The sequence below is a fragment of the Bradyrhizobium sp. USDA 4502 genome, from assembly GCF_054063355.1.
In genome coordinates this window covers 4,735,581-4,758,759 of the sequence record NZ_JBSSGF010000001.1, presented here as the reverse complement: position 1 = coordinate 4,758,759, position 23,179 = coordinate 4,735,581, and the positions used below count along the sequence as shown (strand labels likewise).

General features: G+C 63.2%; 30 protein-coding genes and 1 pseudogene. 20 read left to right on the top strand and 11 right to left on the bottom strand.

All coding sequences use genetic code 11. From position 1 onward, the window contains the following. The first annotated feature begins 54 nt into the window (after positions 1–54). The 9 genes from ACVW1B_RS22205 (at position 55) to ACVW1B_RS22165 (ending at position 7,631) form a co-directional block, all read left to right on the top strand. A complete protein-coding gene (locus ACVW1B_RS22205; RefSeq protein ID WP_456822261.1) occupies positions 55–957 on the top strand; it encodes a branched-chain amino acid ABC transporter permease in 903 nt (300 codons plus the stop codon). Continuing rightward, positions 954–1,982 carry a branched-chain amino acid ABC transporter permease gene (locus ACVW1B_RS22200; protein ID WP_456822260.1) on the top strand — a complete coding sequence of 343 codons (1,029 nt, stop codon included), beginning with the start codon at positions 954–956 and terminating at the stop codon, positions 1,980–1,982. Before ACVW1B_RS22205 ends, ACVW1B_RS22200 begins: the two co-directional genes overlap by 4 nt. Further along, complete coding sequence (locus ACVW1B_RS22195) at positions 1,979–2,758, top strand: SDR family NAD(P)-dependent oxidoreductase (protein ID WP_456822259.1); 780 nt, start codon at positions 1,979–1,981, stop codon at positions 2,756–2,758. The genes ACVW1B_RS22200 and ACVW1B_RS22195 overlap by 4 nt, the downstream gene beginning before the upstream one ends. A gap of 2 nt (positions 2,759–2,760) precedes the next feature. After that, complete coding sequence (locus ACVW1B_RS22190) at positions 2,761–3,519, top strand: ABC transporter ATP-binding protein (RefSeq protein WP_076834112.1); 759 nt, start codon at positions 2,761–2,763, stop codon at positions 3,517–3,519. Beyond that, complete coding sequence (locus ACVW1B_RS22185) at positions 3,516–4,232, top strand: ABC transporter ATP-binding protein (protein WP_075968245.1); 717 nt, start codon at positions 3,516–3,518, stop codon at positions 4,230–4,232. Before ACVW1B_RS22190 ends, ACVW1B_RS22185 begins: the two co-directional genes overlap by 4 nt. Before the next feature lie 92 nt (positions 4,233–4,324). Continuing rightward, the gene (locus tag ACVW1B_RS22180; protein ID WP_456822258.1) at positions 4,325–5,524 is read left to right on the top strand and encodes a CaiB/BaiF CoA transferase family protein; all 1,200 of its coding nucleotides are present in this window, start codon (positions 4,325–4,327) and stop codon (positions 5,522–5,524) included. A 16-nt stretch (positions 5,525–5,540) separates the two neighbouring features. Continuing rightward, entirely contained in the window at positions 5,541–6,317 is a 777-nt protein-coding gene (locus tag ACVW1B_RS22175; protein ID WP_018272841.1) for an enoyl-CoA hydratase/isomerase family protein, read from the top strand. Next, complete coding sequence (locus ACVW1B_RS22170; RefSeq protein ID WP_016847346.1) at positions 6,318–6,773, top strand: MaoC family dehydratase; 456 nt, start codon at positions 6,318–6,320, stop codon at positions 6,771–6,773. A gap of 3 nt (positions 6,774–6,776) precedes the next feature. Beyond that, positions 6,777–7,631 carry an HpcH/HpaI aldolase/citrate lyase family protein gene (locus ACVW1B_RS22165; protein ID WP_028336895.1) on the top strand — a complete coding sequence of 285 codons (855 nt, stop codon included), beginning with the start codon at positions 6,777–6,779 and terminating at the stop codon, positions 7,629–7,631. A gap of 85 nt (positions 7,632–7,716) precedes the next feature. Here ACVW1B_RS22165 and ACVW1B_RS22160 read toward each other — a convergent pair whose 3' ends face one another. The 3 genes from ACVW1B_RS22160 to ACVW1B_RS22150 all read right to left on the bottom strand — a co-directional run bounded on the left by ACVW1B_RS22160 (position 7,717) and on the right by ACVW1B_RS22150 (position 10,109). Continuing rightward, the gene (locus ACVW1B_RS22160; protein WP_456792566.1) at positions 7,717–8,868 is read right to left on the bottom strand and encodes an OpgC domain-containing protein; all 1,152 of its coding nucleotides are present in this window, start codon (positions 8,866–8,868) and stop codon (positions 7,717–7,719) included. A gap of 164 nt (positions 8,869–9,032) precedes the next feature. Beyond that, the gene (locus tag ACVW1B_RS22155; protein ID WP_076834102.1) at positions 9,033–9,308 is read right to left on the bottom strand and encodes a hypothetical protein; all 276 of its coding nucleotides are present in this window, start codon (positions 9,306–9,308) and stop codon (positions 9,033–9,035) included. Between the two features lie 162 nt (positions 9,309–9,470). Beyond that, a complete protein-coding gene (locus ACVW1B_RS22150) occupies positions 9,471–10,109 on the bottom strand; it encodes a LexA family transcriptional regulator (RefSeq protein WP_141339796.1) in 639 nt (212 codons plus the stop codon). A 129-nt stretch (positions 10,110–10,238) separates the two neighbouring features. Between ACVW1B_RS22150 and ACVW1B_RS22145 the strand changes: the two genes are divergently transcribed. The 4 genes from ACVW1B_RS22145 to ACVW1B_RS22130 all read left to right on the top strand — a co-directional run bounded on the left by ACVW1B_RS22145 (position 10,239) and on the right by ACVW1B_RS22130 (position 13,762). Further along, a complete protein-coding gene (locus ACVW1B_RS22145; protein ID WP_456780113.1) occupies positions 10,239–10,475 on the top strand; it encodes a GcrA family cell cycle regulator in 237 nt (78 codons plus the stop codon). Between the two features lie 380 nt (positions 10,476–10,855). Continuing rightward, positions 10,856–11,431: a hypothetical protein gene (locus ACVW1B_RS22140; protein WP_253607725.1), complete on the top strand. Its 576-nt coding sequence runs from the start codon at positions 10,856–10,858 to the stop codon at positions 11,429–11,431. A gap of 354 nt (positions 11,432–11,785) precedes the next feature. Next, the gene (locus tag ACVW1B_RS22135; protein WP_026193083.1) at positions 11,786–12,208 is read left to right on the top strand and encodes a GFA family protein; all 423 of its coding nucleotides are present in this window, start codon (positions 11,786–11,788) and stop codon (positions 12,206–12,208) included. Between the two features lie 291 nt (positions 12,209–12,499). Then, a complete protein-coding gene (locus ACVW1B_RS22130) occupies positions 12,500–13,762 on the top strand; it encodes a CaiB/BaiF CoA transferase family protein (protein ID WP_253609938.1) in 1,263 nt (420 codons plus the stop codon). 248 nt (positions 13,763–14,010) lie between these two features. Here the strand turns inward: ACVW1B_RS22130 and ACVW1B_RS22125 are convergent, their stop codons facing one another. Further along, positions 14,011–14,196 carry a hypothetical protein gene (locus tag ACVW1B_RS22125; protein ID WP_016847356.1) on the bottom strand — a complete coding sequence of 62 codons (186 nt, stop codon included), beginning with the start codon at positions 14,194–14,196 and terminating at the stop codon, positions 14,011–14,013. A gap of 25 nt (positions 14,197–14,221) precedes the next feature. On the opposite strand from ACVW1B_RS22125, the gene ACVW1B_RS22120 reads away from it, so the two are divergent. Next, a complete protein-coding gene (locus tag ACVW1B_RS22120; RefSeq protein ID WP_168856031.1) occupies positions 14,222–14,404 on the top strand; it encodes a hypothetical protein in 183 nt (60 codons plus the stop codon). A 25-nt stretch (positions 14,405–14,429) separates the two neighbouring features. Here the strand turns inward: ACVW1B_RS22120 and ACVW1B_RS22115 are convergent, their stop codons facing one another. Genes ACVW1B_RS22115 through ACVW1B_RS22100 form a run of 4 tightly spaced genes read right to left on the bottom strand, consistent with a single transcriptional unit; the run spans position 14,430 to position 17,554 of the window. Next, a complete protein-coding gene (locus ACVW1B_RS22115) occupies positions 14,430–14,750 on the bottom strand; it encodes a cupin domain-containing protein (protein WP_253589728.1) in 321 nt (106 codons plus the stop codon). Next, complete coding sequence (locus ACVW1B_RS22110) at positions 14,747–15,487, bottom strand: YqcI/YcgG family protein (protein WP_253607726.1); 741 nt, start codon at positions 15,485–15,487, stop codon at positions 14,747–14,749. The genes ACVW1B_RS22115 and ACVW1B_RS22110 overlap by 4 nt, the downstream gene beginning before the upstream one ends. 40 nt (positions 15,488–15,527) lie before the next feature. Next, positions 15,528–16,820, bottom strand: a complete 1,293-nt coding sequence (locus ACVW1B_RS22105; RefSeq protein ID WP_225645893.1) for an MFS transporter — start codon at positions 16,818–16,820, stop codon at positions 15,528–15,530. Further along, positions 16,820–17,554 carry a hypothetical protein gene (locus ACVW1B_RS22100; protein ID WP_456780114.1) on the bottom strand — a complete coding sequence of 245 codons (735 nt, stop codon included), beginning with the start codon at positions 17,552–17,554 and terminating at the stop codon, positions 16,820–16,822. Before ACVW1B_RS22100 ends, ACVW1B_RS22105 begins: the two co-directional genes overlap by 1 nt. 42 nt (positions 17,555–17,596) lie before the next feature. Between ACVW1B_RS22100 and ACVW1B_RS22095 the strand changes: the two genes are divergently transcribed. The 3 genes from ACVW1B_RS22095 to ACVW1B_RS22085 all read left to right on the top strand — a co-directional run bounded on the left by ACVW1B_RS22095 (position 17,597) and on the right by ACVW1B_RS22085 (position 20,268). Continuing rightward, positions 17,597–18,622, top strand: a complete 1,026-nt coding sequence (locus tag ACVW1B_RS22095) for a GlxA family transcriptional regulator (RefSeq protein ID WP_456792564.1) — start codon at positions 17,597–17,599, stop codon at positions 18,620–18,622. A 165-nt stretch (positions 18,623–18,787) separates the two neighbouring features. Beyond that, positions 18,788–19,921, top strand: a complete 1,134-nt coding sequence (locus ACVW1B_RS22090; RefSeq protein ID WP_253607728.1) for an alpha-hydroxy acid oxidase — start codon at positions 18,788–18,790, stop codon at positions 19,919–19,921. Between the two features lie 143 nt (positions 19,922–20,064). Continuing rightward, positions 20,065–20,268 (top strand): hypothetical protein, encoded by a 204-nt coding sequence (locus ACVW1B_RS22085; protein WP_253607729.1) that lies wholly within the window; start codon positions 20,065–20,067, stop codon positions 20,266–20,268. Between the two features lie 13 nt (positions 20,269–20,281). On the opposite strand, the gene ACVW1B_RS22080 is transcribed toward ACVW1B_RS22085, so the two are convergent. Beyond that, complete coding sequence (locus ACVW1B_RS22080) at positions 20,282–20,467, bottom strand: hypothetical protein (RefSeq protein ID WP_018272817.1); 186 nt, start codon at positions 20,465–20,467, stop codon at positions 20,282–20,284. A 210-nt stretch (positions 20,468–20,677) separates the two neighbouring features. Between ACVW1B_RS22080 and ACVW1B_RS22075 the strand changes: the two genes are divergently transcribed. After that, positions 20,678–21,031 (top strand): phasin, encoded by a 354-nt coding sequence (locus tag ACVW1B_RS22075; RefSeq protein ID WP_016847366.1) that lies wholly within the window; start codon positions 20,678–20,680, stop codon positions 21,029–21,031. 27 nt (positions 21,032–21,058) lie between these two features. On the opposite strand, the gene ACVW1B_RS22070 is transcribed toward ACVW1B_RS22075, so the two are convergent. Then, on the bottom strand, positions 21,059–21,319 hold the full coding sequence (locus ACVW1B_RS22070) for a hypothetical protein (protein ID WP_050383887.1): 261 nt from the start codon (positions 21,317–21,319) through the stop codon (positions 21,059–21,061). Positions 21,320–21,518: 199 nt separating this feature from the next. Between ACVW1B_RS22070 and ACVW1B_RS22065 the strand changes: the two genes are divergently transcribed. Next, positions 21,519–21,821 carry a hypothetical protein gene (locus ACVW1B_RS22065; RefSeq protein WP_057020638.1) on the top strand — a complete coding sequence of 101 codons (303 nt, stop codon included), beginning with the start codon at positions 21,519–21,521 and terminating at the stop codon, positions 21,819–21,821. Positions 21,822–21,921: 100 nt separating this feature from the next. Here the strand turns inward: ACVW1B_RS22065 and ACVW1B_RS22060 are convergent, their stop codons facing one another. Next, entirely contained in the window at positions 21,922–22,107 is a 186-nt protein-coding gene (locus ACVW1B_RS22060; RefSeq protein WP_092082963.1) for a hypothetical protein, read from the bottom strand. 838 nt (positions 22,108–22,945) lie between these two features. Here ACVW1B_RS22060 and ACVW1B_RS22055 point away from each other — a divergent pair. Then, positions 22,946–23,041, top strand: a pseudogene (locus tag ACVW1B_RS22055) (GNAT family N-acetyltransferase); the annotation flags it as partial. Positions 23,042–23,179 lie beyond the last annotated feature (138 nt).

Below are 23,179 nucleotides of genomic sequence, written 5' to 3'. Positions count from 1 at the left end.
ATCTGATGTTTGTCGCGCGCCGACGTTGCGGCCCGCCGTGATGGATGATTTTCCGTGGACCTCGACGCGCTCGCCAGTTGCCTCGCCAGCCCTGCCTGTCTGGTGACGCAAACCACCAGCGGCCTGATCATCGGCATGCTGCTGTTCCTTGTCGCCGTTGGGCTGACGCTGATCTTCGGCGTGCTCAAGGTGGTCAATTTCAGCCACGGCGCCTTCTATATGTTCGGCGCCTATTTCGCGATGACGGCCTATCAGTTCACCGGCAGCTTCGCGCTGGCGATGCTGAGCGGCGCCGCCGGCACCGCGATCCTCGGCCTGATCTTCGAGCGCGTGTTCATGAGCCGGGTCTACGGCCGCGACGTCTTGATGCAGCTCCTGGTCTGCTACGCCTTCGTGCTGATCTTCGACGATGTCGTCCGCATGATCTGGGGGCCTGAGTTCAAGTCGATGGGCATGCCGGCTGCATTCCAGGTGCCGCCGCTGTTCATCGCCGGCGGCGTGGTGCCGCCGTACTATCTGCTCTTGATCGGGGTGGCGCTCGCCGCGGCGGTTGTTCTTGGCCTGGGGCTGGCGCGCTCCAGGATCGGCAAGGTAATCCGTGCGGCTGCGCATAATCCCGGAATGGTCTCGGCGCTGGGGATCAATACCGGGCTGATCTATGGCGGCGTATTCGCGCTCGGCGGCATGCTGGCGGGACTGGCGGGAGCGCTTGCCGCGCCGGTGCGCTCGCTGACGCCGGGCATGGGCTTCTCGGTACTGATCGAGTCCTTCATCGTGACCGTGATCGGCGGCATGGGCTCGATCCTCGGCGCGTTGATCGGCGCGCTTTTGATCGGCCTGATCCGCTCCTTCGGATCGCTCGGCTTCCCGCTGTTCACCGAGGGGCTGATGTATCTGTTTATGGTGATTGTGCTGGTCTCGCGCCCGACCGGGCTGTTCGGCAAGGAGGTCGCATGACCGAATTGCAGGCCGGGCAGAGCACGCAGCCCCTCGATGTTACCCGGATCGACGCCAGGCCGCAGCGGTACCGCGATGTGCTGATCGCGCTCGCGGCCTTTGTCCTGCTCGCGCTGCTGCCGTTTATCTTCGGCAGCAAGCAGCTGCTCGACTTCGTGATCCGCTGCGCCGCCTACGGATTGTTCGCGACGTCGCTCAACCTTCTGGTCGGCTATACCGGTTTGATCTCGTTCGGCCACGGCATGTTCTTCGGCCTCGGTGCCTATGGTTTCGGGCTGATGATGCAGAAGACCGGCGTGCCGATCCCGGTGGCCTTCGTCGCCACGCTGGCGATGACCCTGGTCGTCGCCGTCGTCATCGGTGCGATCTGCGTGCGGCTGAAGGAGATTTATTTCGCCTTCGTCACGCTGGCATTCCAGATGCTGATTCACTCGACCATCCTGTCGTGGCAGTCGCTGACCGGCGGCGACCAGGGCCTGCGCGGCGGGATTCCGCGACCGCCGTTTCTCGGCATCGATCTGTCGAACCATCTGCATCTCTACATCACGAGCTGTGCCCTGCTGGTGATCGGCCTGCTGCTCATGCGCCAGATCGCGCAATCGCCGTTCGGCTACACGCTGCGCATGATCCGCGACAACGCCACGCGGGCGAGCTTCATCGGCATCGATGTCTGGCGCGCCAAGCTGACGATCTTTGTGCTCGCCGCGCTGTTCGCCGCGACCGGCGGCATCATCATGGCGCTGTTCGTCTCCGGCGCCTATCCCGAGTTCGCCTATTGGACGATCTCGGGCGAGGGCATCTTCATCAACATGCTCGGGGGCGTGACAACCTTCCTCGGACCGATGGTCGGCACGGTGCTGCTGCTGATCCTCAACGATACCGTTACCCGCCTGACCGAGTATCACGGCATCGTGCTCGGCATTGTGATCCTGTTCTTTGCCATCGGCCTGCGAAAGGGCCTGATGGACTTTGTCGTCGAATGGTTCGCGCAGCGTCGCGGAGAAGCCGGGGAGCGCGCGCCATGAGTGCACAGACGCGGATCAGCGTCGTAACCGGCGGCGCCAGCGGCATCGGCGCGGCGTGCGTGCGTGAGCTCGCAGCGGCCGGCGATCTCGTCGCCGTTCTCGACCGCGATCTTGCCAAGGCGCAGACGATTGCGGCGGAAGTCGGTGGCAAGGCGTTTGCGGCCGACGTGGCGGACGAGCGCAGCGTCGAGGCCTGTGCGGCCGCGATCGAGCGCGACTGCGGCCCGGTCGCGGTGCTGGTCAACAGCGCCGGCATCATCCAGGTGCCGGTCCGGCCGCACGAGCTGCCGATGACCTCCTGGGACGACGTCGTGCGCGTCGACCAGCGCGGGACCTATGTCGCCTGCGTTGCCTTTGCGCGGCAGATGATCGCGCGCAAGCGCGGCAGCATCGTCAACATCGCCTCGATTGCCGGCATGCGCTCGATGCCGCTGCATGCCTATGCGCCCGCCAAGGCGGCGGTGATCGCCATCACCGAATGCCTCGCGGCCGAATGGGGGCCGTCCGGCATCCGCGTCAATGCCGTGTCCCCTGGCTATACGCTGACGCCGGCGCTGAAGAATGCCATCGATCGAGGGGAGCGGGATGTCTCGGCGTTGGCTGCCAATGCAGCACTTCGCCGCCTTGTTGACCCCTCGGAGATCGGCCGCGTCGTCGCATTCCTGGCCTCCGACGCGGCCTCCGCGATGACCGGCGCCAACGTGCCGGTCGATTGCGGCTGGCTTGCCGGCACATCGTGGAGCACGTATGGCGGTCTACGGGAGGCGAGTGGCTAGCCATGCTGGAGATTCGCGGACTCTCGAAATCCTTTGGCGGCGTCAAGGCGACCGACAACGTCTCGCTCGACTTCGCCGATGGTTCGCTCACCGCCGTGATCGGCCCCAACGGCGCCGGCAAGAGCACATTCTTCAACCTGATCACGGGCGCGCTGCAGCCTGATGCCGGGCAGATCTTGCTCAACGGCGTCGACATGGCGGGCAAGGCCCCGCCGGAGATCGTGCGCCATGGCATCGGCCGCGCCTTCCAGGTCGCGAGCATATTCCCGTCGCTGACGGTGGAGGAGACGATGCTCGCTGCAGTCTGCGCCGATCAGCGCCGCGCCGGCGTGATGCATCGCCGGTTTCCGCTGGCCGAGACGCGCGACCGCGCCGAGCATACGATGGAGCTGCTCGGCCTCGCCGGGAAGCGCAACCGGACCGCGGCGACGCTGTCGCATGGCGACCAGAAGCTGCTCGATATCGCGCTCGCGCTGGTGCTCGAGCCCAAGGTGCTGCTGCTCGACGAGCCGACCGCGGGCATGGGTACCGAGGAGCGCTGGCGCATGATCGACAAGGTGCGCGAGCTCTGGGAGAAGCAGAAGATCACCGTCGTGTTCATCGAGCACGACATGGACATCGTGTTCAAGATCGCGCCCCAAATCGTCGTGCTGTGCTACGGCCGGATCCTGGCGACCGGGACGCCGGACGCGATCCGCAGGAACGATGCCGTGATCGAGGCCTATCTCGGCAGCGACGACCACGCGGGAGCGGTGGCATGAGCGCGCAGCCGGTGGTGCAGGTCGAGGACCTCGACGTCTATTACGGTACCAGCCAGATCCTGTTCGGCGTCGGCCTGTCGGTGCGGCAGGGCGAGACCATGGCGCTGCTCGGCCGCAACGGCGCCGGCAAGTCGACCACCATGAAGGCCATCATGGGGCTGGCGCCGGCGCACCGCGGCAGGGTGACCCTGCGCGGCCAGGTGGTCTCGGGAATGCGGCCGCATCACATCGCGCGGGCCGGGCTCGGCTTCGTGCCGGAAGACCGCCAGATCTTTCCCGAGCATACCGTCGAGGACAATCTCGTCATCGGCCAGAAGAAGGGGCCCGATGGCGAGGACGAGTGGTCGATCCGCCGCGTCTATGATGTGTTCCCGCTGCTCGAGCCGCTGCGGCACCGGATCGCCGGAAGGCTGTCCGGCGGCGAGCAGCAAATGCTGGCGATCGCCCGCACGCTGATGGGCAATCCGGTTCTGCTGCTGCTGGATGAGCCGAGCGAGGGGCTGGCGCCGATCATCGTGCAGCGCATCGGCGAGCTGCTGCGGCAGCTCCGCGGAACCGGTGCCACAGTATTGATCGCCGAGCAGAACATGCATTTTTGCCTTGGCCTTGCGAGCCACGCGACGGTTATCGACAAGGGACAGATCGTCTACACATCCTCCATCGAAGAGCTGAAGGCCAACGACAACATCCGGCAGCGCTATCTGGCGCTGTAGGGCATGATCCGGAAAAAAGCGACAAGCGCGTAGCGGTTGCGCGGGGATCATGCCCAAAGGACAGGGCTCTTTCGACAGCGATGGGAGGACAAATGGCGGGCAAGCTGTCGCCGACGCATGAAGCGCCGTATCGCGGGCTGAAGGTCCTCGATTTCGGGCAGGGGATTGCCTCGCCCTATTGCGCGATGCTGCTTGGGGTCTACGGCGCCGACGTCATCAAGGTCGAACCGCCGGAGGGCGACTGGTCGCGCTATCTCGGCACGACCTACGGCAATCACACGACGCTGTCGGCGGTCTACAACCGCGGCAAGCGCAGCCTGTGCCTCGACATGAAGCACAAGGATGGGATCGCGATCGCGCAGCGGCTGTCGCGCGAGGCCGACGTGCTCATCGAAGGATTTCGTCCCGGCGTCGCGGAGCGGCTCGGGCTCGGCTACGAGGGCCTGTCGCGCGACAATCCCGCCCTGGTCTATCTGTCGGTCAGCGGCTTCGGGCAGAGCGGCCCGTACGCCAAGCGGCCCGGCTCGGATTCGGTGGCGCAGGCGTTCTCGGGGCTGGTCTCGGTCAATCTCGGCGCCGATGGCGTGCCGCATCGGGTCGGCACCACGATTTCCGACGTCGTCACCGGCGTCTATGCGTTCCAGGCCATCGCCACGACGCTATTCGCGCGTGCGACCGTCGGCACCGGCCGCTGGATCGACGTCAATCTCTGCCAGTCGACGTCGGCGCTGCTCGGCCACAAGGTGGCGGAGTTCATCCTCGAGGGCGGCGCGCCGCGCGCGCTGAACGTTCCGGCCGGCACCTACCAGACCCGGGACGGCTGGATGATGGTCACCCTGGTGAACGAGCCGCAATACAAGCGGCTGTGCGGTGCGATCGGCCGTGAGGATCTCGCCGCCGATCCGCGTTTTGCCGACTTCGCCCGGCGCGCCGACGCGGCCGACGCGCTGATCCCGCAATTGCGCGAGGTGTTCCTGACCCAGGCGACGGATGCCTGGCTGACCCGGCTGCATGCGGCAGATATCATCGCCGAGCGGATCCTCGATCCCGGCGAATGGCTGCGCAATGTCCATGTCGAGGCGACCAGGGCATCGGTGCGCCAGGACACACCCGGCGTCGGCGCGGTCTACACGCCACGCACGCCGGGGATCGCGAGCCTGTCCGAGGATCACCTTTGCCCCGCGCCTGACGTCGGGCAGGATAGCCGCGCCGTGCTGACGGAGGCCGGCTTCGGTTCCGCCGAGATCGATGGCCTGCTGCTCTCGGGCGCGGTGCGGCAGACCAAGAGCTAACGGGAGGCAATACATCATGAGCACCGACCTCGTTCGTTACTCGGTCACCGACCAGATTGCGGAGATCGTGCTGGATCGCGCGCCGGTCAACGCACTCAGCATTCCCCTGATCGACGCGCTGCTGGCGGCGCTGGCGAAAGCGCGCGACGACGACGCGGTGCGTGCCGTCATCATCAGCAGCGCTCACAAGGTGTTTTGCGCCGGCCTCGATCTCGACATCGTCAGGGGCAAGCCCGCGATCGAGACCAAGACGTTCCTCGAGCGGCTGTATTTCGCGCTGAACGATACGCAGTACCGCATGGGCAAGCCGACGATTGCGGCGATCGATGGCGCGGTGCGCGCCGGCGGCATGACGATCGCGATCTCCTGCGACATGATCGTCGCGGGCGACGGCTCGACCTTCGGCTATCCCGAGATCGATGTCGGCCTGATCCCGGCGATCCATTTTGTGCAGTTGCCGCGGCTGGTCGGTAAGCACCAGGCGTTCGGCCCGCTGTTCCTTGGCGAGCCCTTCGATGCCGCGACCGCCTTTCGCATGGGCCTGCTCAGCGAGGTGGTGCCGAAGGGCACTGCGCTCGCGCGCGCCCGCGAGATCGCACGCAAGCTCGCGGCGAAATCGCCGATCGTGATGAAGATCGGCCGCGACGCCTTCATGCGTGCGGTCGATGCCGATTTCCGCCGCTCGGTGGAGAACACGGCGGAAAGTTTCGTTGTGGTCGCATCGACGGAAGATTGCCAGGAAGGGCTGAATGCGTTCGTCGAGAAGCGGGCGCCCAACTACAAGGGACGGTAAATGGCTGGATTGTATTTCGAGGAGTTCGAGATCGGACAGGAATTCCATCACGAGTTCAGCCGCACCGTGACCGAGATGGACAACACCATGTTCAGCCTCCTGACCATGAACCCGCAGCCATTGCATATCGACGCGCATTTCTCCGAGAAGACCGAGTTCGGCCAGCGGCTGTTCAACAGCCTCTATACGCTCGGCATCATGATCGGCATGAGCGTGTACGATACGACGCTGGGAACGACCGTCGGCAATCTCGGCATGACCGACGTCAAGTTCCCGAAGCCGGTGTTCCATGGCGATACGCTGAAGGCGCACACCAGGATCATCGGCAAGCGCGCCAGCAAGTCGCGGCCGACCCAGGGCATCGTCGAGTTCGAGCACACCATGACCAACCAGCGCGGCGAGGTGGTGGCGAGCTGCCGCCGCACCGGCCTGATGCACTGCAAGCCGAAGGCGTAAGCGATGCGATCGTTCCTGTTCGTTCCCGGCGACAGCACCCGGAAATATGAAAGCGCGAAGAAGACCGCAGCCGATGCGCTGATCCTCGACCTCGAGGATTCCATCGCGCCGGACCAGAAGGTGGTTGCGCGGGGCATCACGCGCCAGATGCTCGATGCGCGCAATCCGGAGCAGAAGCTTTATATCCGCGTCAACGCGCTCGACACCGATCTGACGCTCGGCGATCTCGCCGCCGTGATGCCCGGCAAACCCGATGGAATCGTGCTGCCGAAATGCGCCGGTGCCGCCGACGTCAACCGGCTCGCACTCTATCTTGACGCATTCGAGGCGGCCTCTGATATCGCGCAGGGCACCACCCGGATCGTGACGGTCGCGACCGAGACGGCGCGGGCGGTGCTGAAAATCCTCGATTTCGAGAACATGAGCCCGCGGCTATGGGGCATGATGTGGGGCGCGGAGGATCTCGCAGCCTCGCTCGGGGCAACGCGCAATCGCAGCGATGGCCGCTATCACTCGCCCTTCATCCTGGCGCGCGATCTCTGCCTGATCGGCGCGGCCGCCGCCGGCGTCGTCGCGATTGATACCATCGCGACCGACATCAACGATCTCGATGCCTTGAAGGCCGAGGCGGTCGCCGCACGCCAGGATGGCTTCCTCGCCAAAGCCGTGATCCATCCCAAGCATGTCGACGTCGTCAACGCGGCCTTCATGCCGACGGATGAGGAGATTGCATGGTCGGAGCGGGTGATCGCCGCGTTCGCCAATAACCCGTCGGGGGTCGCCAAGATGGATGGCAAGATGCTGGACAAGCCGCATCTGCGCGCCGCCGAGAAGATCCTGGCGTCGCGCAAGAAATAGTCGGGGAGGCGGGCCGATACCGCCATGTTGCGCGATAGTGAGGCGCGGCTGCGGCGGTCGCTGGCGATCGACTAAACCGCTGGGATCAGGAATGAGCGACCGCCGACTTGCCGTCCTGCTGCTTCGACCATGAGACGTAGTAGGCGACGGCCGTCATCGCCGCGATACCGGCGATGCTGACCGCGACCTGCCTTGCCAGTGAGTATGGGCCCGTAATCAGGATCAGGTGCGCAGCGAAGGAGAGGAAGACGCCTGCACAGAACACGGCGAGCCATTCCTCGCCGCACTTGATGATCGGCTGCAAGGCGGGAGATCGCAGGTATTCCCAATCGCGCGGCACCAGCCAGCTGAACAGGAACGTCAGGACCAGGAAGTGCAGGATGCGATGAGGCGCGATCTCCTCCCGGTCGTTTGGCAGCAGCATATCGCTCAGCCCGCTCGGCATCATTTGCGCGAGCGCCGGGATATCGCTGCTCGAGATGATCGTCAGGGCGAACAGCAGATACAGCAACGCCATGGCGCGCAGCGCGGGAGCAGCCTGCATCGCGCGGATCGCGGGCGCATATCGCGCGCCGATCAGCGCGAGCCAGCCGCCCATCACGAACAGCAATTGCCAGCAGAACGGATTGAGGTACCAGTCTCCATACGGATATGACGACAGGTTCCAGTTGAGCAGCCGGCCGGCCGCATAGAGGGTCACGGATGCGACGACCGTCGCGTTCGGCACGTACAACAGCCCGAACACGATGATGGGCTGGAACGCCATCAAGGCAATGGTGAGTTGCAGCACGTCGAGATTGAGCGGCTTGGCCTGCAGGAACAGGCCGTAGATCAACGTCCGGATCGGGTGATCGATGAAGCCCGTGATGTTGAACTCGCTGATGATCTCCGGCGCCGCGGTCCGGGTAGCGACATAGCTGATCAACTCGACATAGATCACGAACAGAACGATATAGGCAGCATAGAGCTGCCATACGCGCTTGAAGATGCGGGTCGCGGCCACCAGGAATCCGCGTTCCAGCGTCATCCTGGCGTAGATGAGCGTCACTGCGTAGCCGCCGACGAATACAAAAAGGTCGGTTGCGCCGCTGAAGCCGAAGTTGCGCATGGTCAGCGCGCCGACGACGTTGTGCGGAATATGGTCCAGAAACAGAAACCAGTTTGCGATGCCAAGCAGCAGCGCGATCCTGAGATCGCCATCGGCTTTCGCGATCTCGGCGTTTGTTGTCGAAGTCATCTGAAGCTGAAATTTGCCGGCCCGAGAAACGAATCGCTAATCTAGAGGGAACCCGCGCCTGGTCCGAATAGACTTTGCGTGAACCCTATCTAGTCCGTTTCGGGTTCCGGCCAAGTGGCTGGCTCAAGAAAGATCACGTTTTCGCAATCAACTCGTGAGCGGTGTCAGACCGGTTCGTGTTTGCGCAGGTCGCGGGTGTGATCCAGCGTATTGGCTTGCAGGTTCGCGCCGGTCACGGGGAGCTCCGGCAGGGCGGCCTCGGCCAGCAGGTCGTCCGTCACATCCTCGACCGAACGCTCGGCAATCTCGTGAATGAAGCTGATGTTCGTATATTCGCCCGAGGCGATTCGTGAGACGACGTCGCGTCGTGTCATTCCGGGATCGACGATCGCCTCGCGGCCACGGCGGCCATAGTCGATCATCACGACGAAATACTGCATTGCCTGATCGTTCGATGTTCTGACTGTTATTGCGCATTATTTCCGATAATCGGAAGTATGTCAAGGGTGAATTGTTGAAAACCGAAATTCAGGCATGCATGGCCGGACCGATTCGGTCCGAAGGCGTCCGAATCGGTTCGGCCGGTCCCTGAAGCGGCGCGGTTACTTCTCGGACGATCGCCCGCCCTGCGTCCGGGCAGATTTGCGACTCTTCGCCCCCGACTTGCCGCGCAGCCTTTCGATCTGGCCGCGAGGCAGGGTGACGCAGATTTCGCCGATCCATTCGAGCTTTACGCCGTTGATCGGCTTGGCATTAAAGCTCTTGAGGTTGACGGTGCCCGACGAACTGCCGCGTTCGATCGTCTTCAGATATCGCTCGCCGCTCTTCAGCCGGACCGCAGCTTCCTCTCCGTAGAAGCTCGACAGCGGATAGCGCTGCTCGCGATACACCACGATGACGTCGCCGTTCTCGTATTTCGGCAGCATCGAATCGCCCGAGACCTCGAAAGCGACGGTCTCCTCCGTCATCGGGAACGGAAGCTCGATTTCGCCGAGACCCTCCGGCGGGACCTGCTCCAGCTCCGGCTGGATCGAGGCGCCGGCGCCGACCCGGCCCACGATCGGCACCGAATTCAGCTCCAAATACTCCATGATCGGGGCAATCTCGGATGCCTTGATCAACCTTATTCCCGACAGGATTTCGGAGACCGCCCCGGCCCGAACCCCCATCGCGCGGGCAAGCCCGCCTTTGCTCTTCCCAGTCTTTTCCAGTGCTCGTTCGATCAGTGCCGCGTCCAGCATGTTTCATCCTTTCCCAAACCCGAAGGCACTATATCCGTTACGATTATCAGAAACAAGCTTGGCTTTTTTTCTTCTGAATATCGAAAGGTGTGCGAGGCGCCGGCGGAATGACAGAAATGGGAATTTGGAATGGAAATGATGAACTGGCTGCCGGAGCATTCGGCAGCCCTGCAGGATCTCCGCGCCCGCGGCTTGTCCTATTCGGAAATCGCTGACACGATCAACGCTACCTTCAATACGGCCTATACGCGCAACGCGGCGCTCAGCCGAGCGCAGCGCATGGGGTTGGCGGGCCTCGAAAGGCCCGAGCCGTCCCTGCCGGGCTCCGAAGGATCAGGCGGCTGCGTGAAGGGCGCGCCGAACTGACGCCGGATCTGCTTCGCGAGCCAAAGATCTTCACTGAAACGGTGGAGATGCCGCAGCTTCGTTGCGCGGCGGTCGTGCCGCGGCATCTTTCGCTGCTCGACCTCAAGCCCGGAGACTGCCGCTATCCCTATGGCGGGATAGCGACGGCGAGACCATTACCTTCTGCGGTCATCCGTGCCGGTCGGGCTTGAGCTACTGCACACCGCATTTTCACCTGAGTCGCGATCCTGAGGCCACGAGGCCGGTATTGAGCGCCGACTAGCTTCAAGCCATCGGGGCCGGTTGAGGCAATTCATCACCTGACCGAAGGACATTGGTCCGCAACTGCGATCGCGCGGAAGCCTCCGCGCGCCCATCATCAGACATTTTGGAGGTTACCAATGCCGCGAGCCAAGCGCCGGAAGCCGTACGATCCCGCCGGAGCGCACGATCGACGTGCCCAGGATCTGCCGGTTAATGCCGAGGTGGCGACCGTCGACGTCGACGATCCCCTTGCGCTCGAGCCAGGCGAGAAGATCGTTGCTTTTCGCTCGATCCGCAACGATCCGCTCGGCCGGTTGCACGCGCACCGCCAGATCGACGATACGCAATATCGGAGTGGCCGGGCGTTCCAAAACGACTGGCAAAAGGCCGAGCGCGGGCCGCGCGCGGTGGATACGACGCGCGAATTCGTCGATCGCGGCCTGCGATGCAAGCCGATCACCGAGGGGCGGCGCCAGACGACGCTGCGCCTCAATCGCGCCGAGCATGAACTCGGCGCCGACGGTTCGGCGCCACTGCACGATGTCCTGATTCTCGGCATGACCATGGAGCAGGTTGGACAGCGGCGCCGACTGTGTACGCAGCGCTGGCAGGACTATTTTGCGCGGCGTCTCAAGGAATGCTTGGATCGGCTGGCGCTGATGTACGGGCTTGCGACGGCAAGCAGGGTTCCGCTGAAGGACCATCAACGCTGACCTGACGTGATTGCTGACGTGCCGGTTTGCCGCGCAGGAATCCGGCGCGGTAGCCCTCATCGCATGACTGTGCCTTGCCTCACACTGAACTCCTTCCTTGTGTGCGGTCGGGATTGGCCCGGCCAAGGCTGTGAAGATGGTCGACAGCGGCGCGGACTCTCATGTAACTTCCGTCGCGTCGACGACCTGCCTGCATTCGAGGCCTCGCGCGGGGAAGGGTCTGGTACGTCCACGCAAGGGAGTTCGCCGCGGCTACGCACTGTCTACATCTTCTCTGCATCACGAACACCACGAGCAACGTGGATCGATGCCGACGCTGAGCCCAATCAAAATAACCCAAGGGAGAACCGACCGATGAATCACACTGGAAACTGCTTTTGTGGCGCCGTCGAACTCAAGGTGAGCGGAGAGCCTGAGGCAATGGGCTATTGCCACTGCCGTTCATGCCGCTCCTGGTCCGGTGGTCCGGTGAATGCGTTCAGCCTCTGGAAGCCCGAGGCGGTCGAGGTCACCAAGGGCGCCGACCACATCGCGACGTTCGAGAAGACCGCGATGAGCCAGCGCAAATATTGCACAAAGTGCGGCGGTCACCTGATGACCAACCACCCGACGCTCGGGCTCGTCGACGTGTTCACCGCAACGATCCCGACGCTGAAATTCAGCCCAGGCGTTCACGTCAACTATTCCGAGGCAGTGCTGCAGATACGCGACGGCCTGCCGAAGTTGAAGGATTTTCCGGCTGAGTTCGGCGGCTCCGGCGAAATGATCGCCGAATAGCTCGAAGGCTCCCCATCACGAAAGCGGGCGGCGGCGTGCCGCCACCCGCCTGCGTATGGGCTCCGCGCCCCACAAATCGGTATCCGGCAGGCTTGCTTCGCATGCGAGGCGTCCGACCATGTCGGCGGCCGCCGGGTCGTCTTTGGCCATCGACAGCCATGTCGGACGAAGGTCCCGCCCTGCAAAATCCGGGTTTGGTTTTGCTGACGAGCTTCCGCTAAAAGGCGAGCAGTGCCGGTCTTGGCAGGGACCGTCGTATTTCGCCTGATAAAATAACAGAGGAAGCGTCAGATCATGACCAGACCAGAATTGCCGGGGCGCACGCCGCGCGGGGAGGGAGTTCCGACGGCGCTCGACGGCCTGCTGGTCGTCGACTTCACCCGCGTCGTGGCCGGCCCGGCCTGCACGCAAACGCTGGCCGACTTCGGGGCCGAAGTCATCAAGATCGAGAATCCGGACGGCGGTGATGACACGCGCGCCTATGAGCACGCCGAAATCGGCGGGGAGAGCGCGGCGTATCTGAGCCTCAACCGCAACAAGCGCGGCATTGCGCTCGATTTCAACAATCCGGCCGCGCTCGAGGTGGCGCGCGCGTTGATTGCCAAGGCCGACGTCGTGGTCGAGAATTTCTCCGGCGGCGTGATGAAGAAATTCGGTCTCGATTATGCGTCGGTGGCGCCGACCAACCCGCGGCTGATTTATTGCTCGATCTCCGCCTACGGCCGCAAAGGCGATTTCGCGCTGCGCCCGGGCTTCGACCCGATCACGCAGGCCGAAAGCGGCTTCATGTCGCTCAACGGCTTTCCGGATGGCGAGCCGGTGCGCACCGGGCCGCCGATCGTCGACATGGCGACGGGCATGTCGGCCTGCAACGCCATTCTGCTGGCGCTGATTGCGCGCGATCGGCTCGGTCGCGGTCAGCAGGTCGAGGTCGCATTGATCGACACAGCGGTGTCTATGACCGGCTTCTACGGCATGGCCTATCTCATCAATGGCAACAATCCCGGCCGTTTCGGCAACTCTCCGAACGGTTCGCCGACCGTCGGCGTCTACCGGGCCTCCGATGGTCCGCTCTACATGGCCTGCGCCAATGACCGACTGTATCGCCGGCTCGTCACCGACGTGCTGGATCGCCCGGATCTCATCACCGATCCCGAGTTTGCTCACCGCAAGGCGCGCACGGCTAACAAGGAGAAGCTGCGCGCGATCATTGCCAGCGTGTTTGCGGGCGACACGCTCGAGAACTGGATGGCGAAGATGAAGAAGGCCAACATTCCGGTTGGCTATCTGCGGACGGTCGAGGAGGGGTTCAACGCGCCCGAGGTGCGCGACCGGCATCGCCTGAGCAGGATTGCGCATCCAACCGCCGGCTTGGTTCCGAACATCGAGTCGCCGGTCAATATGAGCCTGACGCCGTCCGTTGATCCTGTTGCTGCCCCGCTGCTCGGTCAGCATACGAAGGACGTGTTGAGCAAGACGCTCGGCTACGACGATCGGCGCATCGCCGCGCTGGCCGAGGCCGGCGCGTTCGGCAAGGCAGGCAACACCGGCTAGGGCCTTTTCCGTTCCGATGGAATCGGAATGGGGCTCTGGCTTCTAGTTTGACGCGTTTCCTTGACACGAACCGGTATCCGCTTCGCTCGAAAACGCTCCAGCGTGCTCAGCCTGCACAAAAGATCAACTATTCGCAAAACAACCTGACAGCAGGCGAGAGGAAAGCCTCTCGCCTGGCGAGATGTCTTTCAGGCGTCGCAGGCCCCGGCGCGTCGCCGGCGGCCTTGAAGCTGGTCCGTTTCGGGAACTCAGTTCGGCTTGCTGCGCAAGTTGTTCCTTGGCATACTTTCAACTTCTTCGGGTTCCGCCCGATCAATCTCGAGGCGTGCCATCCGGAGGATGAGGGTTGCCGTGGTCAGGCCGAGGCGTTCGGCCTCTTGTGCTGCGGTGTCGACCTTCTGGGCCAAGCCTTCACGTTTACCTGGGTATGCCATTCGTAATCCTCACTTAAGGTGCGAGATGAAAAATCCCACATACGTTGCGGAGCTGCAGAAGAAGCTCGGAGCTCCATCGAGCGAAACACTGGAAAGCCTGCGACTGTTGAAGGCTTTCCTTCGACTTGCGCCCGACCAGCGTTCCGAGGTCATCGAGCTGATCGAACGTTTGGCGGTTGAGCCGCCGCGCGATCCCTCACTGTCCTGAGGTGCTCGCAAATCTTTCCTGTGCGTCAGCTGTTCATTGGCTTGGCGGGCGCTTGCGTCGCGATCACGTAGATCGCGCCGCCCTCGAGCGCTTCGGATTGGTGACGGGTGCCGGCTGGCAGCAGGATGGTGTCGCCGGCGCCGACCACCCGCTCGCCGCCATCCCAGATGAAGTTCAGCCGGCCGCTGACGATCATCAGGATCTCGTCGACCGGATGGGTATGGAACTGATGCACCTTGCCGGCCGCATCATGCTGCAGCTCGACCGAGCCCTGGGCCGGGAGCAGGTTCAGGATCTCCGGGGCGATGGCAAATTCAGTCTTCGTGCCTGCGATGATCTGGGTCATGCTGCCTGCTCCTTGTTCGCGATCGGTTGAGCCTTGTTCTGCGCGAGCTTGGCGAAGGGGCAGCCCGAGCTCGCATGGTTGTCGTCGTGCAGGAAGTACTGCAGATACTCGCGGCCGTCGGTTGCGCCGTAGCGGCCAAGAAGCGGAGAGGGGCTTGCGCTGTCGTACGGGATCAGGCGCTTGCGCACCTCCGCGAACGCGGCGTTCGCGGCCTTCTCCGTCCCGAGGATCTTGTCGAACACCCAGCGCGGCTGGAACGTGAGCATGAAGGCGCTGGACCGGCGGCTCTGCCGCATCACATGCGCGGGCGTCGTGCAGACCACGAAGATCGGCTCGCCCGCAAACGAGAACTCCCACATCGGATGGTCGATCTGTTCCGGAATCTCTGATGGCCACGGGTTCTTGTCCAGCCGCGCGAGCTGATCGAGCGTCAGCCACATCTTGCGATAATAGGCATCGAGCGTCTGCACCGGGCGGGGCCGCGTGAACACGATCAACGAGGTGTTGGGACCGAACGAGCGCGCCTGCGAGACATATTGCCCGAGTTGCTCGCCCAGCACCGCCACGTCATATGGATCGAGGAAAAGGTAGCGGAGCTGATCCTGGCGATGTCCGGTCACGCCGAACACGCAAGGGAACGGCCTTGCCTCGCTGCTCATCTGCGCTTCAAACTCGGAGAACATCACGCTCTGCCAGCTGCTGACCGGAAAGTTTGACGTGACTTCGCCTTTTCTCAAGAACAAGCGCTCCATAACACCCCCTACACTCATAACGACACTAACGAGCTATCAACTTGCTTCTCATCAAGAGCGGTCCGGCAATGCCCGGCAGCGACATGAGAAGCAGAATGACAATCAAGGCGCTGTAGCCGCCGTCGCCGATCGCGGCCGTGTTGTGTACGGCGTCGGTCCCCGAGGCGTTGCTGGCGGCGAGCATCGCGAAGCCGATGATGGGCTGCGAGATGCCGGCGAAGATACCGGCGGCTGTGGTGTTCACGGATGCGCCCACACCGATCAGATCGGCGGTGTAGAGCTTCTTGACGCATTTCAGCACCAGCGGGACGGTGCCGCCAGCGACGAGCCCCAAGGCAGTGAACACGACGGTGACGTAGGCGAGACCAAATGTCTGGGCGATCGGCGGCAGCAGCATCGCGATCAGCAGCATGCGCAGCACGCAAATGCCGATCAGCGCGCGCTCAAGCGCCGCCGCGGCGCGATCGGCGGCGTGACCCAGGAAGATCGAGCCGAGCGCATTGCCGATCATGAAGGCGAGCAGGGGCGTGCCGGCCGCCGTCGGGGAGATGTGGAAGAAGTGCGCGACCATCGGAATGCCCCAGACGCCCGACAGCGTCGTCACCACCGCGAAGTGCGACGCAAACGTCATTGCGCAACCCCAGTTCGCGACATGAGCCAGCGATTGCCGCGCGGCGATCACCACGCCCTTCAGCGTCTTGTTGCTGTGCGAGGCCGGATCTGGCTTGAGCGCGAGCTTGGCGAAAGCCAGGTTGGCCAACCCAATGCAGGCGATGAACAGGAAGCAGGCCCGCCAGCCGAACCCTGAGACCGCAGCTGCAAGCGGCGTGGTCGCGATCACGCCCCCGACATAGCCGGAGACCTGCGAGATGCCCGACATCATGCCGAACCGCTCATCCGCGAAGCTCTGTGCCACGAGCTTCAGGAGTGCGGTGAAGACCAGCGCATCGCCGCAGGCGACGATCAGGCGCGCAACAAAAACGTCGAGCAGGTTCGGTGCTAGCGCGAACGCGGCGCTGCCGAGCGAGGAGGCGATCATGCTGACGAGAACGACGCGCTTGACGCCGTAACGGTCGACCAGAAGGCCTGCCGGAATCTGCATCAAGGTGTAGCCCCAGAAGTAGCTTGAGGCGAGCATCGCAACGCCGGCCGCGTCGGTGTTGAAGTCGTGCATGAAGCTGAGGCTGACCGACTGCGGCGATACGCGCTGCAGGAAGGCGATGGCGTAGGCGATGGCCACCGCCGTCCACGCGAGATAGGCGCGATCGGTGAAGCGCGACGTCGGGGCATAAACAGCTTGTTGTCCGAGCATCGACATCACACCCTCGCGTAACCCACCGAGAAAAGGGCATCCGCTGAATTCGGAATCTTCCGCGATATCGCGGCATCGACCAGCGACGCGGTGCCATGATAGGCCTGCCGATGGTGCTTAATGTGGCCGTAAGCGCCACGCATGATCATGTCGGGCAGTTCGAGCGGCTTGCCCGGATAGAGCGAGGTGCACATCTCGATACAGGCCGCCTGCAGGGCGAGATCCTGCGTATCGTCGAGCAAAGATGGAGTCACTTTTTCGCAAATCTTAGCGTTCGCTGCCCAGACGATCGGGTTGCGGGTTCGCCAGCCGTAGAGCACGTTGCCCTCGGCTCTCGCGGCGGCGCCGGAGCATTTCAGGACTTCCGATGTGAAGAAGCCGTAGAAGCCGCGGCCCTGGTGCGCCGGGAGCACTTCCGTGCCGCTGCGATAGATTCCAAGTCCGGCCGACATCTCCAGGATGCGGTAGACCGAGAAGGCAATGAGGCCGGACCGATCGTAGACAAGGATCAGGCTATACTTCTTGTCGAAGGGCGAGGAGGTTGTTGTCCAGTGCGGCTCGGTGGCCTGCCAGTTGACGGCAATGATGCCGTTCATGGCGTCCATCAGCGGCTGACGGTCGCACGCTTCGACCCGGGAGGCATCGGGTAGACTGTAGATCGCGTAATCCGTCCAAGGCGATTTGATCGCCTCGTATCCGCTGCCCAGACTTCGCGGCATGGCAGAACTCCAGAATTCCAATGCGAGCTATACAGGGCAGCCTCGAATGGCTTAAAGGACAATATGCCCTCGAAAACTGCCAAAGCGCCCCGGCCCCGGCCTGAGCCGCGCGACAAGAAAGCGACGCGGCGGATCGCGATCGTTGCCTTTCCGGGTGTGACCTTGCTCGACATCTCGGGACCGGCGCAGGTGTTTGCAGAACTGGAAGCGATCGAGCTGCCGGGACCGGACTACTCGCTGTCCTACCTGTCGACCTCCGGCGGGTTGGTGCCAACCGATGTCGGCATGATGATCGACACGACGCCGATCGACAGTATTGCGCCGGCCGAGGTCGACACGCTGGTGATCCCCGGCGGGCCCGGTATCTGGAAGATTCGCAACGACGCGAAGTTGATGAACTGGATCGCGGAGGCGCTGCCGAAGGCGCGCCGTATCGCGTCGGTTTGCCTTGGCGCATTTGCGTTGGCCTGGACCGGGATTCTGGACGGCAAGCGGGCAGCAACGCACTGGCGTTATTGTCCCCGTCTGCAGGATAGCTTTCCCAATATCCGGGTTGAGCCCAACGCGATTTTCGTCAAGGACGGACGGGTCTGGTCATCGGCCGGGGTCAGCGCCGGCATCGATCTGGCGCTCGCCATGATCGAGGAGGATTTCGGCCACACCATCGCGCTCGATGTTGCGCGCAGACTTGTGGTGTTTCTGAAACGGCCGGGCGGTCAGAGCCAGTTCTCCACCGTCCTTGCCGCACAGGCATCGGACGTCGAGGGACGCTTCAGCGCGCTGCACGCCTGGATCATCGAGAACATCACGAGCGACCTCAAGGTCGAGACCCTCGCGGAAAAGGCGGGGATGACGCCACGCACCTTCGCCCGGACCTATGTCAGCCGCACCGGCATGACACCGGCAAGCGGCGTCGAGGCGCTGCGCGTGGAGACGGCCCGCTTGCTGCTCGAAAGCCGCCAGATCGGCGGTGTGGTCGAGGTCGCCAAGCGCGCGGGATTTGGCGATGACGAGCGAATGCGGCGGGCCTTTCTGCGCCACCTCGGCGTATCGCCGACCGAGTACCGAAACCGGTTTTCGGGCAGCTAGCTCGCCTCGGGCGAGGTCGTCTGGATACGAACCGCGTCGCGTCGAGAACCGATCTATCTCACGAGCGAATAGCTGGCCTTCGCTGGCCGGATTCGTGGCTCAAGGTGGTAGCTTTTCCGGTTTGTCTGCGGCTAATGTGCCGGCCAAATCGGGAGAAGAAACACCATGAATGACGGGACCCCCATTCGGCAGACGCGCAATGTCGAACTCGGCGCCAGCGGCGAGGAATTCCAGAACCTGCACGAATTCGCGCGAAAGGCCCGCGCCAAGCTGAATCAGAACGCCTGGGACTACATCGTCGGCGCCTCGGAGACCGAGACCACGATGCGCCGCAACAGAATGGCGCTCGACGAGATCGCGTTCCGGCCGCGCGTCCTGCGCAACGTCATCAACGTCGATCCTTCCATCGAGGTATTCGGACGCAAGCTCCGGCTTCCCGTGATGATCGCCCCGGTCGGCGCGCTCGAGATCTTCGATCCGAATGCGGGCGCGGCCGTCGCGCGTGGAGCGGGAACGTTCGGCGCGGCGCACATGCTGAGTTCGGTTTCCGAGCCCGGGCTGGAGGACACCGCCAGGGCGGCACCGGATGCGCTTCGCATCTTCCAGCTCTATGTGCGCGGCGACGATGCCTTTGTCGAGGATGTGGTCAGCCGCACCATCGACAACGGTTACGCCGCGTTCTGCCTCACGGTCGACACCGCCCACTACAGCCGGCGCGAGCGCGACATAGCCAAGCGCTATGTCCGCGAGAGCCGCATCCGCGCCACCGGCGGCGATTTCCAGAAGGGGCTGGAATGGCGGACGGTGAAGCTGATCAAGGACAAGTTCAAGATTCCACTTATCCTCAAGGGGATCGCCACCGCCGAAGACGCCAAGATCGCCCTCGACCACGGGGTCGACTGGATTTACGTCTCAAATCATGGCGGCCGACAGCTCGACCATGGCCGTGGGTCCATGCATGTCCTGCCCGAGATCGTTCAGGCGGTCGCGGGCCGTGCCAAGATCATGGTCGACGGCTCGTTCTGCCGCGGCACCGATATTGTGAAGGCTATCATTTCGGGCGCTGATCTTGTCGGCATCGGCCGCCTGCAGTGCTGGGCGCTTGCCGCGGCCGGCGAGGCCGGCATTGTCCGGATGCTTGAACTGCTGGAGGACGAGGTGATCCGCTGCCTCGGTCTGCTCGGCGTCACCAGCTTTGCCGAACTGGACAAATCCTACCTGCATCCGGCGATGCCGACCAATCTGCCGAGCGTGTTCAGCGCATTCCCGCTTCTCGATATCGATCCCTACCGCTACTGAGCCGCTGCGAGCAATCTATGAAGCGTTGGCGTGGTCGAGGCATTGTGCGCCTCGATCGCGCCAGCGGCGATCAATCTGTGGTGTCCATGAAGCCGCCGCGGCAACGACAAAGTCTGATCCAAATGCCGCACTAGTCGAGGCGGATGGCAAATAATCCATTCGCGGAATTTTCACTCGAGCGCGCGATCGGCTTGCGCTGGACCTTGCGGGATATTCAGGCCGGCAGGCTCAAATTGTCACCGGTCAGCGACGAGGATCTGCACATCCTCGCTGAGCTCGGTCTCGTCGAACTGCATGACGACGAGCCCGGGCTGACGGAGACGGGAGCCGCCGTGGTGAGGGACTGAATAGGCGCGCAGCCTAGCGCGCGTTCAGGAAGCTTTCACCGGAATTGCAAGGCGTGCACTGATAGGTCAGCACGTCGTAGACTTGGTCGCGAGGCTCGATCAAGGCAAGCCGCATTTGCGTGCCGCACTTCATGCACGGCATCTCTATGCTGGTCTTGAACCGGGTGCAGGTCGGTGTCGGACGAACGGCGCGCAGCATCGGATCCCCTTATTCCCCAGAGACGCGAACGCGGCCGACGAAGAAGCCGAATCACTATGCCACAGTGCTGACATAATTGGAATCGGCTGTCGGTCGTGGCTAGGTAATTTTTCCTCAATTGGCCGGAGCGAGTCATTGCTCGCGATCCGGCGCTGACGCCGTCACAATCTATGCTAACCTCGCCAGACGCTTATTTCAGGGGGCGCGATCATGATTGAGCCTAAGCTTGAAGTTCCCGCCGAGTTGCGCGATCTCGCGGAAAAGACCATCGACCAGGCCGAACAGGCCTTCAGTCTGTTCTTTGATGCTGCGAGCAAGTCGATGACGTCGATGCCGGGCGCCGGTACCGAGATCTCCAAACAAGCGCTGTCGTTCACCGAGCAGAACATGAAGGCGGCGTTCGAGCATGCGCGCAAGCTCGTGCACGCAACGGATCTGCAGGAGGCGATGCGGATCCAGTCGGAATTCCTGCGCAGCCAGTTCACCAATGCCGGCGAACACATGCGGCAGATCAGCGGTAGCGTGATGTCGGCGACCAAGGACGCGACGAAGGGCAAGTTCTAGGACGGCGTTCGCGGCCCCATCGACGGTTTAGCGCCGGCGCGCGACGGCGACGCCGAGCAGAAACGCGACGAACAGGCTTGCGAGCGGCGCTTCGCGCGTGACCGCACTCACGGTGGCCAGGGCTCCGCCCGGTCGGCGCGAGGTCGCGATGGCATCGCTGAGGCGATCGGCGGCGGCTCGGAGTCCATCCGACACCTCCGTGATCGTACGCGAGACGTCCGTCGCGGTGTCGATCGCTCGTTCACCGAGTGTGGGTTGAAGCGGGAACTCGGGTGTTTCGGAGCTCATGTGCCGTGCCGCGATTTATTGAAAGTCAGGTGACCAACGCCTTTGCCATCCGCACGTATTGAACGGCGATGGCGGTCACATATCCCAGAAATTCCGCAGCGGCGGATTGGTTCCACCGACATGCCTCGCTTTCACATCGGGGAACCGGAAACTTACGCGCGGGTCGCGGCTTGTTTCCGTGGAGGAGACGATGATGACAATGCAGGCGCATGGCATTGCAGATGGCGGTTCGGTCAAGCATCGAAATCGGCATGGTGGCACGCCGCTGTTGGTCGCGGCCGTGGTTGCGATCCTCGGCGTGCTCGGCATGCTGATCGTGGATCACGGTCCGTGGAACAAGCCGAACGTGCAGCCGGCCGCTTCGGCTAACTACTCAACGACCGGCGAGGCGGCGCGCGCGGCTGGCGCAAAGGTCATACCGACCGAGCCCAAGGCACCGATCGAGCCTGATCCACCCGGCCCAAAGCCCGCTCATCCGGCAAACCCGAGCACGCCGCAATAGCTGCGGGCGTTCGTGGGATCACATCCCGACGCAGGGCGCGGGAATTGACACGTCGGGCAAATCAGCGGCACAAAATCATCGTCGGAATGTCGCGGGATGATCAGCGAATGCTGACCAGCATGCCCCACGCTGCTGCAAATCCTGCACCAACGAGAACCAGCACCGGGCTGTCGCAGAACATGCCGCCATACTGGCACATGGTGGCACCGAGAGAGCCGATCTGATGATGGCCCGCGGCGTAGAACAGGCCGGACAGGACCGCGAGCACGGCAGCAACGAAATACATCGACGCTTCCTCCTTGCAATCAAATGCGGCGCGGGTCAGTTCGACCGACGCAGGCCAAAAACTGCATTGATGTCGATCCAAATATTGTGAGATGTCCGCTTGACGCGTCGGGCACACATCATCGCAGCAAGCATAGGCGCTTGGCACCGGCCTGCGCTGCGATTCCGGATCAATGCCCAAACTTTCGCTCAAGGCGGTTTCTCACCATCGAAGCCGACGCATCGCATTTTACCGATCGCATTCAGCCCGAAATAGGTTTGACACGTCGGGCAACTCAGGGTCATAATCCGAAAATCAGAAATTGTTGAGCCCGCGCGGAGCAATCCGCGGCGGGCTTTTCCTTTGCCGTTTCACCAATCGGACGGCGACCGCACCGTCACGACGCCATATCCTCCCAGCCCGTCGCCTGAGTGTCGCAAGCGCGCCGCCGTCCGGCCCCCTTGAAAAGAGAACGAATTGGCTGGTGCGCGCGAACGCGCCGGTCCTGCGGCGCGGCGAAAGCCGGCGCCGCCCGCGGCCCCACTCGTCAGGGCTAAGGTTCGCGCCCCAAAGATCGCCGCCCGCTGCGCGATCTGCCGCACATTCATGCCATGGCCGCATCGCGCGCTGACGGCCGATCAACGAGGTTTGCATGACCGCCTATCTGATATCGCTCGCGCTCGCGGATCTGGTTGCCATCGCGTTGTGGGAGCTTGCATGAGCGCCGAGATCATCCAGTTCATTCAGCGCCCGCATTCCAAACGCGAGCAGACGGACGTTCCCACGGTCGCATTTTCGTGCGGTGTTGCCTGATCCTGATCCGGATTGCGACACGGCTCCGAGCGAGTACATCTTCTTGGCCAATGATTTTATCCGGCGAGGATATCGGCTCTTCGAACCTGTCTCGCCCTGGGCATGGCAGCACACGCTGTATTGGAGGAAGGAGCTCGTCTAGATCCTGCGACGTGGGTTCGGGTTGTCGCGAACAATTCGATGACGTTGAGCGCCCGGTGGCTTCGGCGATCGGGGTTTTTTGCGTTTCTGGCCATGGGTAACATCCTTTGGCAAGCCGCGGTCGTAGCCGGCATCGAAT